A 13,399-nucleotide genomic window follows, 5' to 3' on the forward strand; every position below is an offset into this window, starting at 1 on the left:
CGGATAGCAAACGGCCCGCGATCATCGCGGGCCATTTTTATTCAGGGCTTGCCGAAGCGCTCGGCCAGCAGGCGAAGCAGGACGAGGTAGACGACGCAGGCCAGCAGGAACAGCGCACCGTGCGGCATGGCCCGCTTCACGTACTCATACGAAAAGCCGAGCAGCACGATGCCGATGATGTAGATATGGGCCTTCCGCATGGTCATCCTCGCGCGTCGAAAAGACGATACACGGTAGCATGACCGGCGCCGATATATCATGCCTGTCTTTTGATTCAACAAGAATGTCATGCAAAAACTGATCGCCGAACTGATGCGGCTTTATCTTCCCGCCGACGCGCCACCGGCCGACGTGCTGACGCTGCATGTGCTCGGCCAGCAGAACGTGCCGATCAGCCTCACGGGCGGCGACGACCAGACGCGCGCCATGATGATCCCCTTCCGCAAGGCCAAGGGCCTCGAGGGCGACGCCCACTGGCTGCGGCTGTGCGAAGTCGCCAACACGCTGCAGGAAACGCTCGGCCTGCCCGCGCCGGCGGTGAGCATCTCGGGCGGCGACGCTTATTACCTGTGGCTGTCGCTGGCGGAGCCGGTGCCGGCCGACCAGGCCCAGACCTTCCTCGAACGCCTGCGCGACGCATACTTCCCCGAAATCGAACTGGACACCGACGCAGTACGCGCGCCGATCGCGCTGCCGCCCTGCCTGCATCCACGCACCGGCAAGTGGGCGGCGTTCATCCATCCGGGCATGGGCGCCTCGTTCGCCGACGAGCCGGGGCTGGACATGGCGCCGCCACCGCTGGGCCAGGCGGCTTTTCTCGAAGGGCTGGAGAGCATCGGCAAGGAACAGTTCGAGCAGGTGTTCCAGTCACTCGATGGGGCGCAGCACGGCAAGCCGGTGGCGCCGCAAACCCCTGCCGCCGCGTCGGCGCCGTCCGTTTCACGGGATGCGGCAGCGCCAGGCCTGCTGCTGAAGGACGCGACACTGGAAGACATCGTGCGCCACCTGCATGCGATGAATATCGAGCCGACGTTCCGGCATCTGCTTCCGTCGGATCGTTACGACTAGGGGCGTGGCGGCCCCTTACTTGGTGACGGCAATCATCGAGCGTTTGCCGCCCTTGAAGGTGTACAGCGTGATGGTGCCATCGCGAATATCGCCGCGCTGATCGAACGCGATCGGCCCGGTCACGCCCTTGTACTGGATCTTGGCCAGCACCGGCAAATACCTGGCCGGCGCCGACGATCCCGCCTTCACCATCGCCTCGGCCATGGCCATGGTCGCGTCATAGGCATACGGCGCATTGATCTGCACGTCGATGCCGAAGCGCTTCTTGTAGTCGGCGCGGAACTTGTCCATGCCAGCCTTGGCGTCGCCCTGCACGCCGCCCGCTTCCGCGCACACCACCTGGCCGTCGGTCATGGTGCCGCCCGACAGCTTGAATATCTCGTCCGAGCAGATGCCATCGCCGCCCATCATGCGCACGTTCATGCCCAGCTGCTTCATCTGGCGCAGCATCGGGCCGGCGGTCGCGTTCATGCCGCCGAAGAACACCAGATCCGGCTTGGTGGCGCGGATGCGGGTGACGATGGCACTGAAGTCGGTCGCCTTGTCGTTGGTGAACTCGCGCGCGACGACGCTGCCGCCGGCTTTTTGCAGGCTGCGCGAGAACTCGGTCGCCAGGCCCTGGCCGTAGGCGGTGCGATCGTCCACCACCGCCACCCTCTTGGCCTTCATCGTGCCGGTGGCGTAGCGGCCCAGGGCCTGGCCCAGCTGCACGTCGTTGGCGATCACGCGGAAGGCCGTGTTGTAGCCCTGCTGGGTGTATTTCGGGCTGGTGCTCGAGTGCGAGATCTGCGGGATGCCCGCGGTGTTGTAGATCTTGGAAGCCGGGATCGTGGTGCCCGAGGTCTGGTGACCGATCACGCCATTCACCTTGGCGTCGACCAGCTTCTGCGCCACGCTCGTGGCCTGCTTCGGATCGGCCGCGTCGTCTTCGGCCACCAGCTGGAAGGTGACCTTCTTGCCGCCGATCGTCACGCCTTTAGCGTTAAGCGCCTCGATCGCCATGCGCGCGCCGTTCTCGGTGTCCTTGCCAAAATAGGCGACCGGGCCGGTCAATCCAGCCACGTGGGCGATCCGCACCACTTCCTGGCTCGAGGCCGCGCCGGCGGCCATCGACAACACGGCCACCGCCATCATTTTCTTGTTCATCGATTCCTCGTTGTTTGCAATGCGGGCCGTGCGCGGCCCGCGGAACCGATCATTCTACCGCGAGGGCGAAGTGAACGTGACGACCGCCTTCAATCCACCCAGGCGCGTCGATGCGTCCAGCGCCAGCGTCGCCCCGTGGCGCTCGGCGATCGCCTTGATGATGGCCAGGCCCAGCCCGCTGCCGGCGGCATCGCTGCCGGCCACGCGGTAGAAGCGGTCGAACACGCGCTCGCGCTCCTCGGGCGGGATGCCTGGCCCGCTGTCCTCGACCTGCACCACGATCCTGCTCCCCTCGTGCTGGACCGAGATGTCGACCGTGCCGCCGCCAGGCGTGTACTTGACCGCGTTGTCCACCAGGTTGCGCAGCAGAATCTGCAGCGCGTCAGGCTGGCCCTCGACAGTGGCCGGGTCGGCCTGCTGCACGCCCAGGTCGACGCCCTTGGCGGCGGCCACGCCGGCCAGGTCGGCCACGGTGCGGCGCGCCAGGTCGGCCAGGTCGACCGGACGGGCGACGGCGCCTTCAGCGGCGGTAGCCTCTTGCCGCGCCAGCACCAGCAGCTGCTCGACCAGGCGCGTGGCGCGGTCGATGCCGGCGGTCAGGCGGCCCACCGCGATGCGGCGCGCTTCCGGGTTGTCGGCGCGGTCCAGGCTCTGCGCCTGAAGGCGTAGCGCGGCCAGCGGCGTGCGCAGCTCATGCGCGGCGTCGGCCACGAAATGCTGCTGGGCCTCAAAGGCGGTCTTGACGCGGCCGAACAACAGGTTCAGCTCCTGCACCAGCGGACGCACCTCGTCGGGCAAGCCGTTGTCGGACACCGGCGACAAATCGTCGGCCTGGCGCGCGGCCACCTGCGAACGTACCCGCGCCACCGGTTGCAGCGAGCCGCTCACGACCCACCACACCACCAGCATCAGGATCGGCATCATGACCGCGATCGGGCCCAGCGTGCGCAGGGCAAGATTGCCGGCCATATTGCGGCGCACCGCCAGGTCTTGCGCGACCTGCACGGTCTGGTTCGAGGTCTGGATCGAGAACACGCGGTAGGTGGTGCCGTTGGCGCGCACATTGGAAAAGCCCAGCACCGCGCGCTGCGGCAGGCGCGCGCGCGAGACGCTGTGGAACATCTGGACGCCGTCGGGAGACCACATCTGCACCACCATGTCGTCGTTGCCGCTGGCGCTGCTCTCGGCTTCCATGCGCGCGCGCGCCTCGTCGTTCGACAGCGGCGTGCCGGAGCGCAGCGACAGCGCCATCTGCTGCATGTGGTAGTTGAAGATCTGGTCGGCGTCGTGCAGCGCGGTGCGATAGGCGATCGTCGCCTGCGCCACCGCCGCCAGCGTGATCGCCGCGAGCAGGAACCAGAGCAGGCGCCCGCGCAGCGAGTGCGTCATTTTCATGCCTTGGGCACCATGTAGCCGACGCCGCGCACGTTCTGGATCAGGTCACTGCCCAGTTTCTTGCGCAGGCCGTGGATATAGACTTCGACCGCGTTGCTGGAGACTTCGTCGCGCCAGCTGTACAGTTTTTCTTCGAGCTGGGCCCGCGACAGCACCGCGCCGGGACGCGCCACCAGCGCCTCGAGCACCGCCCATTCGCGCGCCGACAGCGACACTTGCGTGCCATCGACCAGCACTTCGCGAGTGGCGGGATTGATGCTGATGTTGCGGTACTCGAAGATCGGCTCGGCGCGGCCGGCGGCGCGGCGCAGCAGCGCGCGGATGCGCGCCAGCAGTTCGTCGAGGTCGTAGGGCTTGAGGACGTAGTCGTCGGCGCCGGCGTCGAGGCCGGCGATGCGCTGCTGGACCGAGTCGCGCGCGGTGGCGACCAGCACCGGGGTGCGGTCCTTGCGCGTGCGCATCGAGCGCAGCACTTCGAGGCCATCCTTGCGCGGCAGCCCCAGGTCGAGCAGAACCAGGTCGTAGTTCTGGTTCTGCAGCAGGGCCGTGTCGGCCATCTCGCCGTCCTTGACCCAGTCGACGGCGTAGTGCTCGGCCCGGAGCAGGTCGAGCACCACTTCGCCGATCATCGTATCGTCTTCTACCAGCAGTAGCCGCATGAAATTCCCTATGATGAAGCCCGTGCGGGTCGAGGACGCTGTGCTTCCTTACCCGATCCGCACCGGAATGAAGATTTTGTCACTGCCGCGCTGGATCAGCAAGGCCACCGACTTGCTGGCCTTGGACACCATGTCGCGCACCTGCTCGACCGAATTCACCGGCCGGCCATTGACCGAGATGAGCACGTCGCCCGGCTCGATGCCGGCCATCATGGCGGCGCCGGAAGTGTCCTCGATCACCAGGCCGTTGGCGATGCCGCTGCGGCGGCGCTCGACGGACTCCAGCGGCCGCAGGGTAAGGCCCAGCTTGGCGCTGTTGTCGGCCACCTCGGCCAGTTCCTGTTCCTGGCCGCGGCGCGGCTTGTCGGCGGCATTGCCCAGGGTCGCATCGATACGCACCAGTTTACCTTCGCGCCAGACATCGAGCGCCACCTTGTCGCCCGGCTTGGCCAGGGTCAGCATGGCCGGCAGCTCGATCGACGAAACGATGTTCTTGCCGTTGGCGCGGCGGATCACGTCGCCCGACTTCAGGCCTGCGCGTTCGGCCGGGCCGCCGCGTTCGACGCTGAAGACCAGGGCGCCTTCGACCGTCTCGAGCTTGAACGAGTCTGCGAAGGCCTGGCTGACCTCCTGCACACCCACGCCCAGCTTGGCATGCTGCACCTTGCCGGTGGCGACGATCTGGTCCTTGATGCGCACCGCGAGGTCGATCGGGATCGAGAACGACAGGCCCTGGTAGCCGCCGGTCATGCTGTAGATCTGCGAGTTGATGCCGACGACTTCGCCGCGGGTATTGAACAGCGGGCCGCCCGAGTTACCCGGGTTGACCGCGACGTCGGTCTGGATGAACGGTACGTTGGTATCCGAAATCGAACGGCCGGTGGCGCTGACCACGCCGGCGGTGACGGTGCTTTCCAGGCCGAACGGCGAACCGATGGCCAGCACCCACTCGCCCACCAGCAGCGACTGCGACTTGCCGATCGGCGCCACGGGCAGGCCCTTGGCGTCGATCTTCAGAACGGCCACGTCGGTGCGCGGGTCGGAGCCCAGGACCTTGGCGCGGAATTCGCGGCGGTCCTGCAGCTTGACGGTCACTTCGTCGGCGCCTTGCACGACGTGGGCGTTGGTAAGGATGACGCCGTCCGGGCTTACGATGAAGCCCGATCCGGCGCCGAAAACGGGAGCCTCACGACCGCGCTCGGCGCGCGGGTCCTGAAACTGTCGGAAAAATTCGTAGAACGGGTGGCTCGGGTCGAGGTTCGGCAAGCCGCCGCGATTGGCGGTCTTGGTGCCGCCAACGACGCGGATGTTGACCACCGCCTTGCCCTGCTGGGCGGCGATGCGAGTAAAGTCTGGCAGGGCCACGGTCGACGCTGGAGCGCCCGCGGCAGCGGCCGGCGCAGGCGCCGGGGCGGGCGCGGCGGCTGCAACGGCAGGCGCACTTTCGGCCGCGGTATTGGCCACGGCATTATTGTGATTGACAGCGATGGCACCGACCGCGCCACCGATGACGCCTGCGGCACCCAGGGCCAGCATGAGGCGTTTGGCAGTGATGGCAGTAACGGCACTTGGGTTCGACATGGTGTGTGCTCCTGGTGAAAATGTGTTGAATCGATGTTGAGTATCGATGGACGTATCTTCGCGCAGCCGCCTTAGATCATGCTTAAGTTGACAAGGCGAGGGGCTTAGGCGCGCCTTAAGGATGAGCGAAAATCGTTATTTCGTCAGCCCAAAAAGGGTCGTTCCCGCGGAGGCGGGAACCCAAGTCTGCCCGCGTTACCTGAACGCTCGCAAATTAGGTTCCCGCCTGCGCGGGAACGACGTGGTCAAGCTAACGGCAGACCGGGATCAAGCGGCTTCGCGCTGTTCCAGGGTCTTGACGTTGTCGCCGCTGATGACGCCGGCGGCATCGCCGATGGCGATCTTGCGCGGCTTCAGGGCTTCGGGCACTTCGCGCACCAGTTCGATGGTGAGCATGCCGTTGTCGAACGACGCGGTGGTGACCTTCACGTGGTTGGCCAGCTGGAAGCGCTGCTCGAAATCGCGGGCGGCGATACCGCGGTGCAGGAACGTGCGCTGGACGTCGTCCTTCTGCTTGCGGCCGGTGACGTGGAGGCTGTCACGCTCGGTGACGATCTCGATCTCGTCGCGGCTGAAGCCGGCGAGCGCCATCACGATGCGGTATTGGTCTTCGCTCACCAGTTCGATGTTGTATGGCGGGTAGCTCGGCTGCGCTTCGGCGCGTTGCTCGAGCAGGCTGGCCAGGCGATCGAAACCGATGGCGGAACGGTACAGGGGAGTCAGGTCGAAAGTACGCATGATAGTCATATCCTTGTGAAGTTAAGCGATAAGGGACGGAACCTCTTTTGAGCATTCCGTTGGGACCAATCTAATGTCATGCCAAACGATTTTCAAGTGATACAAAATACGGATTTTTAGGCCATTTTGTAAATTTTATTTGCATGATGTATCAACGGAAATTTGTGTTGGATGGGGTGCTACACTCGCCGGCTTACCCTTGGCTTTCCGCTTCACGATGACACCTTTCCCCTTCCTCGCCCGCGCCGCCCGTCCGTTGACCGCCCTCGCCTTTGCTCTCGCACTTGCCCTGCCCGCTTCCGCACAGGTCCCTGCCGTCGGCAATGACCCGTATCCGGGCACGATCGCGCTGCACGTCGACGCGAGCAACCTGTCGCAGCAGATCTTCAGCATGCGGCTGTCGATGCCGGTGCAATCGGGTCCGATCACCCTGCTCTATCCCCAGTGGGCGCCGGGCAACCACGGCCCCAATATCCCGCTGACCCAGCTGGCCGGCCTGAAGTTCAGCGCGGGCGGCAAGCCGCTCGAGTGGACGCGCGACCCGGTGCAGGTCCACGCCTTTCATGTGACCGTGCCGGAAGGCGCCACCGAGCTGGTGGCCGAATACCAGTTCCTGTCGCCGCTGGACACCAGCCAGGGCCGCATCACGATGACCGACGACATCCTCGGCGTGCAGTGGCAATCGGTGGCGCTGTACCCGGCCGGCTACCACGCGCGCCGCATCACGGTGCAGCCGACGCTCACCCTGCCCGCCGGCTGGCAGTTCGCCAGTTCGCTGGCGGTCGAGGGCCGCACTGGCGACGAGGTGCGCTTCAAGCCGCACGACCTCGATACCCTGGTCGATTCGCCGCTGTTCGCCGGCCGCTATTTCAAGCGCATCGACCTGGCGCCGGGCGCCAAGAATCCCGTCATGCTGAACGTGGTGGCAGACAATCCCGAGAGCCTGGAAGCGAAGCCCGAACAGGTCGCGCTGCACCGCGCGATGGTCGACCAGGCGGTCAAGCTGTTCGGCTCGCGCCACTACAAGCAGTACGACTTCCTGTTCGCGATCTCGGACGAATTCGGCGGCATCGGCCGCGAGCACCAGCAGTCGAGCGAGAACGGCGTGCGGCTCGGCTACTTCACCGACTGGGGCCGCAACGAAGCCGGCCGCGAGCTGCTGCCGCATGAATTCGTGCACTCCTGGAACGGCAAGTTCCGCCGCCCCGCGGGCCAGGACGTGGCCAACTTCAACACCCCGCTGCAGAACGAACTGCTGTGGGTGTACGAGGGCCAGACCCAGTTCTGGGGCAAGGTGCTGGCCGCGCGTTCCGGCCTGGTGTCGCAGAACCATGCGCGCGAAGCGCTGGCGATCGACGCGGCGCGCTACGACAACACGCAGGGCCGCGACTGGCGCGCGGTGCAGGACACGGTCAACGATCCGATCATCAACGGCCGCAAGCCGATCGGCTGGGGCAACTGGCAGCGCAGCGAGGACTACTACACCGAGGGCATGCTGATCTGGCTCGACGTCGACACCAAGATCCGCGAACTCTCGGGCGACAAGCGCAGCCTGGAAGACTTCGCGCGCGCCTTCTTCGGCATCGAGGACGGCAGCATCGACGCGGTGTACTACACCTTCGACGACGTGGTGGCGGCGTTGACCAAGGTGCAGAAGTTCGACTGGGCGCCGTTCCTGCGCGCGCGCCTGGACGGCCACGGCCCGGGCGCGCCGCTCGACGGCCTGGCCCGCGCCGGCTGGAAGCTCGTGTACGCCGATGCCCCGAGCAACGCCGTCCGCTCCCTTGAAGAACGCACCCGCAGCGCCGACTTCACCTATTCGCTCGGCTTCTCGGTGCGCAGCAATGGCGACGTCACCGGCGTGGTATGGGACGGCGTGGGTTTCCGCGCCGGGCTGGCCGCCAACACCACCATCGTCGCCGTCAACAACCGTGCCTACAAGGGCGACGTATTGAAGGCGGCGGTGCGCGCCAACAAGGACGGCAAGGCGCCGATCGCCCTCCTGGTACGCAAGGGGGACAACCTGCGCACCATCACGCTCGACTATCGCGACGGTTTGCGGTATCCGAAGCTGGAGCGCATTCCGGGCACGAGGGATCGCCTGGATTCCTTGTTCAAGGCGGTCAAATAATCTTGACCTGTCTTTGCCGCTGCGGCTAAGATGGACTCATGACTTTCATCGTGACCTCCCCTGCCAGCTATTACGCCTACCGCACCTCGCGGCGGTAGGGGCTGTCACGCAACCCGGTCCGCCTCAGGCGGACCACGCATGGGCAATCGGTCATCCTGGGGCGTTCCACCACCAGGAAACCACATGCCCCACTCTTCCGACCTGCCTGATTTGCTGCAGCTGCTGCAGGAACGCGGCTTCATCCACCAGTGCACCGACGCGACCGGACTGCGTCACGCGATGGCAAGGCCAGTCACCGCCTACCTCGGCTTCGACGCCACCGCCGACAGCCTGCACGTCGGCCACCTGCAAGGCCTGATGCTGATGCGCTGGCTGCAGCGCGCCGGCCATCGTCCGATGCTGCTGATCGGCGGCGCCACCACCCGTATCGGCGACCCAAGCTTTCGCGACACCTCGCGCCCGGTGCTGGACGCCGCCGCCATCGACGCCAATATCGCCGGCATCAAGGGCGCCTTCACGCGCTACCTCGGCCCGGATGTCGACGTGCTCGACAATGCCGAGTGGCTGGACGGATTGGGCTACCTCGACTTTCTCGGACAGGTCGGACGCCACTTCAGCGTGAACCGCATGCTGACGTTCGACGCGATCCGCTCGCGCCTGGAACACTCGCTGTCCTTCCTCGAATTCGGCTACACCCTACTGCAGGCCTACGATTTCGTCGAGCTGGCGCGCCGCCATGGCTGCACCTTGCAGATCGGGGGCGCCGACCAGTGGGCCAATATCATCAACGGCATCGATCTCGGACGACGCCAGTCAGGGCTCGACCTGTACGGCCTGACCATGCCGCTGCTGGCCACCAGCGACGGCAAGAAGATGGGCAAGTCGGCCGACGGCGCGGTGTGGCTCAACGCAGATCGCCTGTCGCCCTACGGCTTCTGGCAATTCTGGCGCAATGTGGACGACCGCGACGTGGAACGCTTCCTGGCGCTGTTCACGGAGCTCCCGATGGACGAGGTGCGCCGTCTCGGCGCGCTGCAGGGAGCAGAGCTGAACGAGGCCAAGATCGTCTTGGCCAACGAGGCGACGCGGCTGGCGCACGGGCAGGACGCGCTCGATGTCGCGCAGCGTGCGGCGGCGGCGGCCTTTGGCGGCGCGGATCGGGACGACATGCCGACGCATGCGATCGATGCGGCGCGCCGCAGCGCGGGCGTGACATTGGCGGAACTGACCGTGGAAGCCGGGCTAGCCGCGTCGCGCGGGGCCGCGCGCCGCCTGGCAGCGGGCGGCGGCTTGCGTCTGGATGGCGTAGCGGTAGCGGATGCGGACCAGTTGCTTGCGAGCGACCGTGCCGAATGGGTGCTGTCGGCGGGCCGCAAGCAGCACGTGCGCGTCGTTATCGCCGCCGAAGAACAGGAGATCTACTAGTTTCAGACACTGCGCAGGCGCGCGATCAGGGGCAGCAATTGCCGGTGCAGTTCCGGGTCGCCGCAGGCGATGACCGAGCCGCCGTGCTGCGGATCGCCGCCGTCCCAGGTGGTGATCACGCCGCCGGCGCCTTCGACCACGGGGATCAAGGCCTGCACGTCGTGGACGTCGAGGTGTGCTTCCAGCACCAGGTCGACCAGCCCGTGGGCCAGCAGGCCGTAGGCATAGCAGTCGCCGCCGAAACGCACGATCTGCGCCTGCGAGGCGATGGCGTCGAACACCGATTGCTCGGCGACTTTCGCGCCGGCCGCGGGCACGGTCAGCATCACGCGCGCCTGCGCGAGGGTCGGGCAGCGGCGCGCGCGGATCGGCGCGCCGTTACACCAGGCGCCATGCGGCGTGCCGATGAAGCGTTCGCGCGTAAATGGCTGGTCGATGACGCCGATGACCGGCTTGATGCCGTCGTTGAGGGCGATCAGCGTGCCCCAGATCGGCAGGCCGGTGACGAAGGCGCGCGTTCCGTCGATCGGATCGAGCACCCACTTCCATGGGCTGGCGCCATCGACGCTGCCTTCTTCCTCGCCGACGATGCCGTGCCCGGGATAGCGCGCGGCGATCAACGCGCGCATCGCCCGCTCGGCGGCGCGGTCGGCCACGGTGACCGGGTCGAACACCGCCCCCAGGCCTTGCGCGGCCTTGTCCTCGACGACGAGGTCGGCGCGAAAGTGCGGCAGGATGGCGGCGCCCGCGGCGTCCGCGAGTTCTTCGGCAAAGGCGCGCAGGACGTCCAGCTGCGCGCTGTCGATCAGCATATTCACCCTGTCACTTCCATTTGCCGCGCTGGTTCACCAGCGTCTTCTTGCCTTCGGTGACCACCAGGCGGCCGTCCGCGAACACGGTATAGCTCACGCGGCCGGACTTGAACACATAGCCCTGGAAGGCGCCGGGCGTGACGCCGTCGGCGGCGAGCGAGTGCATGGTCTTGCCGCGCAGGGTGATCGCCTTGCCGGATTTCTTGCTGGTGCCGACGTAGCGCACGTCGTCGCAGGTGACGTTGCCCTCTTCGCACTGCTGCGTGATCTTGACGGTGAAGCCCGGCGTTTCCAGGGTTTGCTGCGCCTGGGCGTGGGCATGGGTCGACGCGGCCAGCGTCAGGGCAGCCAGGGCTGCCAGGTTCGTGAATCGCTTCATGGGTCCTCCGGTCGGCTTCGATGGGCGGATTATGCCTCATCGACGTGGCTCGACCGTTCGCCAAGTCTCTTATGGCTCGGCGCGGCCCAGGTCGAGATAGCGCGAGGCCCAGGCGGCGATCACGTCGGCGATGTAGACGGCGTCATGGCGGCGCCTGAGCAAGTGATCAGCGTCGTCGAGCGAGACGAAGCTTTTGGGATGACGCGCGGCCTGGAATATCTGCTCCGCGTTGGCCACGGCAACCGTGTCGTCCGAAGGCGAATGCATCACCAGCAGCGCGCGGCCCAGGTCGCGGATCTTCTGTTCCAGGCGCTGCTCGGCGACGTCTTCCAGGAACTGGCGCTTGATCGTGAACGGGCGACCAGCCAGCTGGACATGCGCGACGCCGTGCGTGGCGATGGCGTCGATGTGCTCGCGGAACATGCCGGTGACGTGGTGCGGATCGCTGGGCGCTGCGACCGTGGCGACGGCCCGCACTTCGGGCATGCTGGACGCCGCGGCCAGCACCGCGGCGCCGCCCAGGCTGTGGCCGACCAGGAGCTGTGGCGCGGCGTACTCGCTGCGCAGGAAGTCGGCGGCGGCCACCAGGTCGGACAGGTTGGACGAGAAATTCGTGTTGGCGAATTCGCCCTCGCTGGCGCCGATGCCGGTGAAGTCGAAGCGCAGCACGGCGATGCCGTGGCGCGTCAGGCCCTGCGCGATGCGGGCCGCGGCGAAAACGTCCTTGCCGCAGCTGAAGCAGTGGGCGAACAGGGCATAGGCCTTGACCAGGCCCTCGGGCGCGTCGAGGCGCGCGGCCAGCATCTGGCCGTCGGCGCCTTTGAAGTGGACTGCTTCGCCTGCCATATTGATCTCCTTTTCGCATGGCCCGTTACGAGGACGCGGCGAAGCAACGATAGCATGGCCCGCGCCACGCCCGGCATCCATCATCGGCTATATGCGCTGCGCGCCTGGCCCCGCCTGGCCGTGGCGCTCCAGCCGGTGCAAGGTGGCGGCCACGTGCTGGCCGAACATGCGGGCGGTCTTGATGTCGCCCGGAGGGAAGTCATGCGCCGGCGCGCCGTGTCCGGCCTGGGCCATCATGCCTGTCCATGATCCGAGCCGGTTCGCTGCCTCTGGCTCCGGCACGCCGGCGTGCTGCTCGGGCAGGAAGGGATTGCCGACCCAGAGCATCCCGTGCTGCATGCAGAAGGTGAGCATCGACAGCAGCGTGGACTGTTTGTCGCCGGCTGGCAGCGAAGACACGGTGAAGCCGGCCGCCAGCCTGCCTGCGAGGCGGCGCGAACGCCACAGCCCTCCGGTCGCATCCATGAACAGCTTGAACGGGCCGGAGACGCCGCCCAGATAGGTGGGCGAGCCGAAGATATAGCCGTCGTACTCGAGCAGCATGGCGCTCTCGCGCGCCACGTCGGTGGCTTGCAGTAGCACAGGGCAGGTGCCGGCGATGGACTCGGCGCCGGCGGCCACATGGCTGGCGATGTGCGCGGTGTGGCCATGTCCGCTGTGGTAGACCACGGCGAGCTTGCGGACCGATGGGGCGGATGATGGTGCTTGCGGCATCATCGCGCCACCCCGGCGACGAGCCTGGCGCACAGATACAGGGCGAATCCGAACAGGATGTGGTTGGCCACGCTGCGCAGGCAGTTGCGCAGCGGCGTCGGCGTGCGCGAGGCGGCGATGCCGGCGCCCATGGCCGGCTGCATCACGAACAAGGGCGCCACCACGGTGGCGAAGCCAAAGGCCAGCGCCGGCGCCAGCTTCGGGTCGCGCAGCCAGTCGATGCCGGCCAGCGCCACCAGGGCGGCGGCGAAGCCGATGCCGATCGCGTAGTGCGCGATCCAGCCGAAGGCCGTTTCGTGGCGCACCGGGTGCGCCTTGCCGATCGCCGCATGACGCAAGCGGCCGCGCAGCAGGTGGCCGATCCAGCGTCCCAGCAGCGCCATGCCGAGCGTCGGCGTGCCGAGCCGGCGCAGCAGCGCCAGCCAGGCGTCGAGCAGCGCGGTGGCGCCGCAGCCGATGAGCACGATCGCGATGATCTCGTTCATATTGAATTCTCCTTCGTGGT

General features: G+C 66.8%; 14 protein-coding genes. 3 read left to right on the plus strand and 11 right to left on the minus strand.

Annotated elements, in window-relative coordinates; genetic code table 11:
• Window positions 1–41 precede the first annotated feature (41 nt).
• Window positions 42–200, minus strand: a complete 159-nt coding sequence (locus tag J3U95_RS18065; protein WP_187271681.1) for a hypothetical protein — start codon at window positions 198–200, stop codon at window positions 42–44.
• Window positions 201–288: 88 nt separating this feature from the next.
• On the opposite strand from J3U95_RS18065, the gene J3U95_RS18070 reads away from it, so the two are divergent.
• Window positions 289–1,068, plus strand: a complete 780-nt coding sequence (locus J3U95_RS18070; protein WP_208280055.1) for a hypothetical protein — start codon at window positions 289–291, stop codon at window positions 1,066–1,068.
• Between the two features lie 15 nt (window positions 1,069–1,083).
• Here the strand turns inward: J3U95_RS18070 and J3U95_RS18075 are convergent, their stop codons facing one another.
• From J3U95_RS18075 to J3U95_RS18095, 5 genes are all read right to left on the minus strand, one after another.
• Entirely contained in the window at window positions 1,084–2,214 is a 1,131-nt protein-coding gene (locus tag J3U95_RS18075) for a branched-chain amino acid ABC transporter substrate-binding protein (protein ID WP_208280056.1), read from the minus strand.
• A gap of 54 nt (window positions 2,215–2,268) precedes the next feature.
• On the minus strand, window positions 2,269–3,609 hold the full coding sequence (locus J3U95_RS18080) for an ATP-binding protein (RefSeq protein ID WP_208280057.1): 1,341 nt from the start codon (window positions 3,607–3,609) through the stop codon (window positions 2,269–2,271).
• Entirely contained in the window at window positions 3,606–4,268 is a 663-nt protein-coding gene (locus J3U95_RS18085) for a response regulator (RefSeq protein ID WP_005662855.1), read from the minus strand. Before J3U95_RS18085 ends, J3U95_RS18080 begins: the two co-directional genes overlap by 4 nt.
• Before the next feature lie 48 nt (window positions 4,269–4,316).
• Window positions 4,317–5,849: a Do family serine endopeptidase gene (locus J3U95_RS18090; RefSeq protein ID WP_208280058.1), complete on the minus strand. Its 1,533-nt coding sequence runs from the start codon at window positions 5,847–5,849 to the stop codon at window positions 4,317–4,319.
• A gap of 267 nt (window positions 5,850–6,116) precedes the next feature.
• Window positions 6,117–6,587 (minus strand): Hsp20 family protein, encoded by a 471-nt coding sequence (locus tag J3U95_RS18095; protein WP_005662858.1) that lies wholly within the window; start codon window positions 6,585–6,587, stop codon window positions 6,117–6,119.
• A 217-nt stretch (window positions 6,588–6,804) separates the two neighbouring features.
• Here J3U95_RS18095 and J3U95_RS18100 point away from each other — a divergent pair, with 217 nt between their 5' ends.
• Both J3U95_RS18100 and tyrS read left to right on the plus strand, forming a co-directional pair.
• Window positions 6,805–8,718, plus strand: coding sequence for a M61 family metallopeptidase (locus J3U95_RS18100; RefSeq protein ID WP_208280059.1), 1,914 nt, complete (start codon window positions 6,805–6,807; stop codon window positions 8,716–8,718).
• Window positions 8,719–8,901: 183 nt separating this feature from the next.
• Window positions 8,902–10,143, plus strand: a complete 1,242-nt coding sequence (gene tyrS / locus J3U95_RS18105; protein WP_208280060.1) for a tyrosine--tRNA ligase — start codon at window positions 8,902–8,904, stop codon at window positions 10,141–10,143.
• A 2-nt stretch (window positions 10,144–10,145) separates the two neighbouring features.
• On the opposite strand, the gene hisN is transcribed toward tyrS, so the two are convergent.
• From hisN to J3U95_RS18130, 5 genes are all read right to left on the minus strand, one after another.
• Window positions 10,146–10,955, minus strand: coding sequence for a histidinol-phosphatase (hisN, locus tag J3U95_RS18110; RefSeq protein WP_208280112.1), 810 nt, complete (start codon window positions 10,953–10,955; stop codon window positions 10,146–10,148).
• 10 nt (window positions 10,956–10,965) lie between these two features.
• Window positions 10,966–11,334 carry a hypothetical protein gene (locus J3U95_RS18115; RefSeq protein ID WP_208280061.1) on the minus strand — a complete coding sequence of 123 codons (369 nt, stop codon included), beginning with the start codon at window positions 11,332–11,334 and terminating at the stop codon, window positions 10,966–10,968.
• A gap of 69 nt (window positions 11,335–11,403) precedes the next feature.
• Window positions 11,404–12,180: an alpha/beta hydrolase family protein gene (locus J3U95_RS18120; protein WP_208280062.1), complete on the minus strand. Its 777-nt coding sequence runs from the start codon at window positions 12,178–12,180 to the stop codon at window positions 11,404–11,406.
• Between the two features lie 87 nt (window positions 12,181–12,267).
• Complete coding sequence (locus J3U95_RS18125; protein WP_208280063.1) at window positions 12,268–12,897, minus strand: flavodoxin family protein; 630 nt, start codon at window positions 12,895–12,897, stop codon at window positions 12,268–12,270.
• Entirely contained in the window at window positions 12,894–13,379 is a 486-nt protein-coding gene (locus J3U95_RS18130; RefSeq protein ID WP_208280064.1) for a DUF2938 family protein, read from the minus strand. Before J3U95_RS18130 ends, J3U95_RS18125 begins: the two co-directional genes overlap by 4 nt.
• Window positions 13,380–13,399: the final 20 nt, after the last annotated feature.

Origin of the sequence: Massilia oculi (assembly GCF_017582745.1) — a bacterium.
Lineage (GTDB): Bacteria > Pseudomonadota > Gammaproteobacteria > Burkholderiales > Burkholderiaceae_D > Telluria > Telluria oculi_A.

Coding starts and splice junctions, on each gene's coding strand:
- J3U95_RS18100 (WP_208280059.1), top strand. CDS start 6,805: ATGACACCTTTCCCCTTCCTCGCCCGCGCCGCCCGTCCGTTGACCGCC.
- J3U95_RS18080 (WP_208280057.1), bottom strand. CDS start 3,609: ATGAAAATGACGCACTCGCTGCGCGGGCGCCTGCTCTGGTTCCTGCTC.
- J3U95_RS18125 (WP_208280063.1), bottom strand. CDS start 12,897: ATGATGCCGCAAGCACCATCATCCGCCCCATCGGTCCGCAAGCTCGCC.
- J3U95_RS18070 (WP_208280055.1), top strand. CDS start 289: ATGCAAAAACTGATCGCCGAACTGATGCGGCTTTATCTTCCCGCCGAC.
- J3U95_RS18075 (WP_208280056.1), bottom strand. CDS start 2,214: ATGAACAAGAAAATGATGGCGGTGGCCGTGTTGTCGATGGCCGCCGGC.
- hisN (WP_208280112.1), bottom strand. CDS start 10,955: ATGCTGATCGACAGCGCGCAGCTGGACGTCCTGCGCGCCTTTGCCGAA.
- J3U95_RS18085 (WP_005662855.1), bottom strand. CDS start 4,268: ATGCGGCTACTGCTGGTAGAAGACGATACGATGATCGGCGAAGTGGTG.
- J3U95_RS18115 (WP_208280061.1), bottom strand. CDS start 11,334: ATGAAGCGATTCACGAACCTGGCAGCCCTGGCTGCCCTGACGCTGGCC.
- J3U95_RS18065 (WP_187271681.1), bottom strand. CDS start 200: ATGCGGAAGGCCCATATCTACATCATCGGCATCGTGCTGCTCGGCTTT.
- J3U95_RS18130 (WP_208280064.1), bottom strand. CDS start 13,379: ATGAACGAGATCATCGCGATCGTGCTCATCGGCTGCGGCGCCACCGCG.
- tyrS (WP_208280060.1), top strand. CDS start 8,902: ATGCCCCACTCTTCCGACCTGCCTGATTTGCTGCAGCTGCTGCAGGAA.
- J3U95_RS18095 (WP_005662858.1), bottom strand. CDS start 6,587: ATGCGTACTTTCGACCTGACTCCCCTGTACCGTTCCGCCATCGGTTTC.
- J3U95_RS18090 (WP_208280058.1), bottom strand. CDS start 5,849: ATGTCGAACCCAAGTGCCGTTACTGCCATCACTGCCAAACGCCTCATG.
- J3U95_RS18120 (WP_208280062.1), bottom strand. CDS start 12,180: ATGGCAGGCGAAGCAGTCCACTTCAAAGGCGCCGACGGCCAGATGCTG.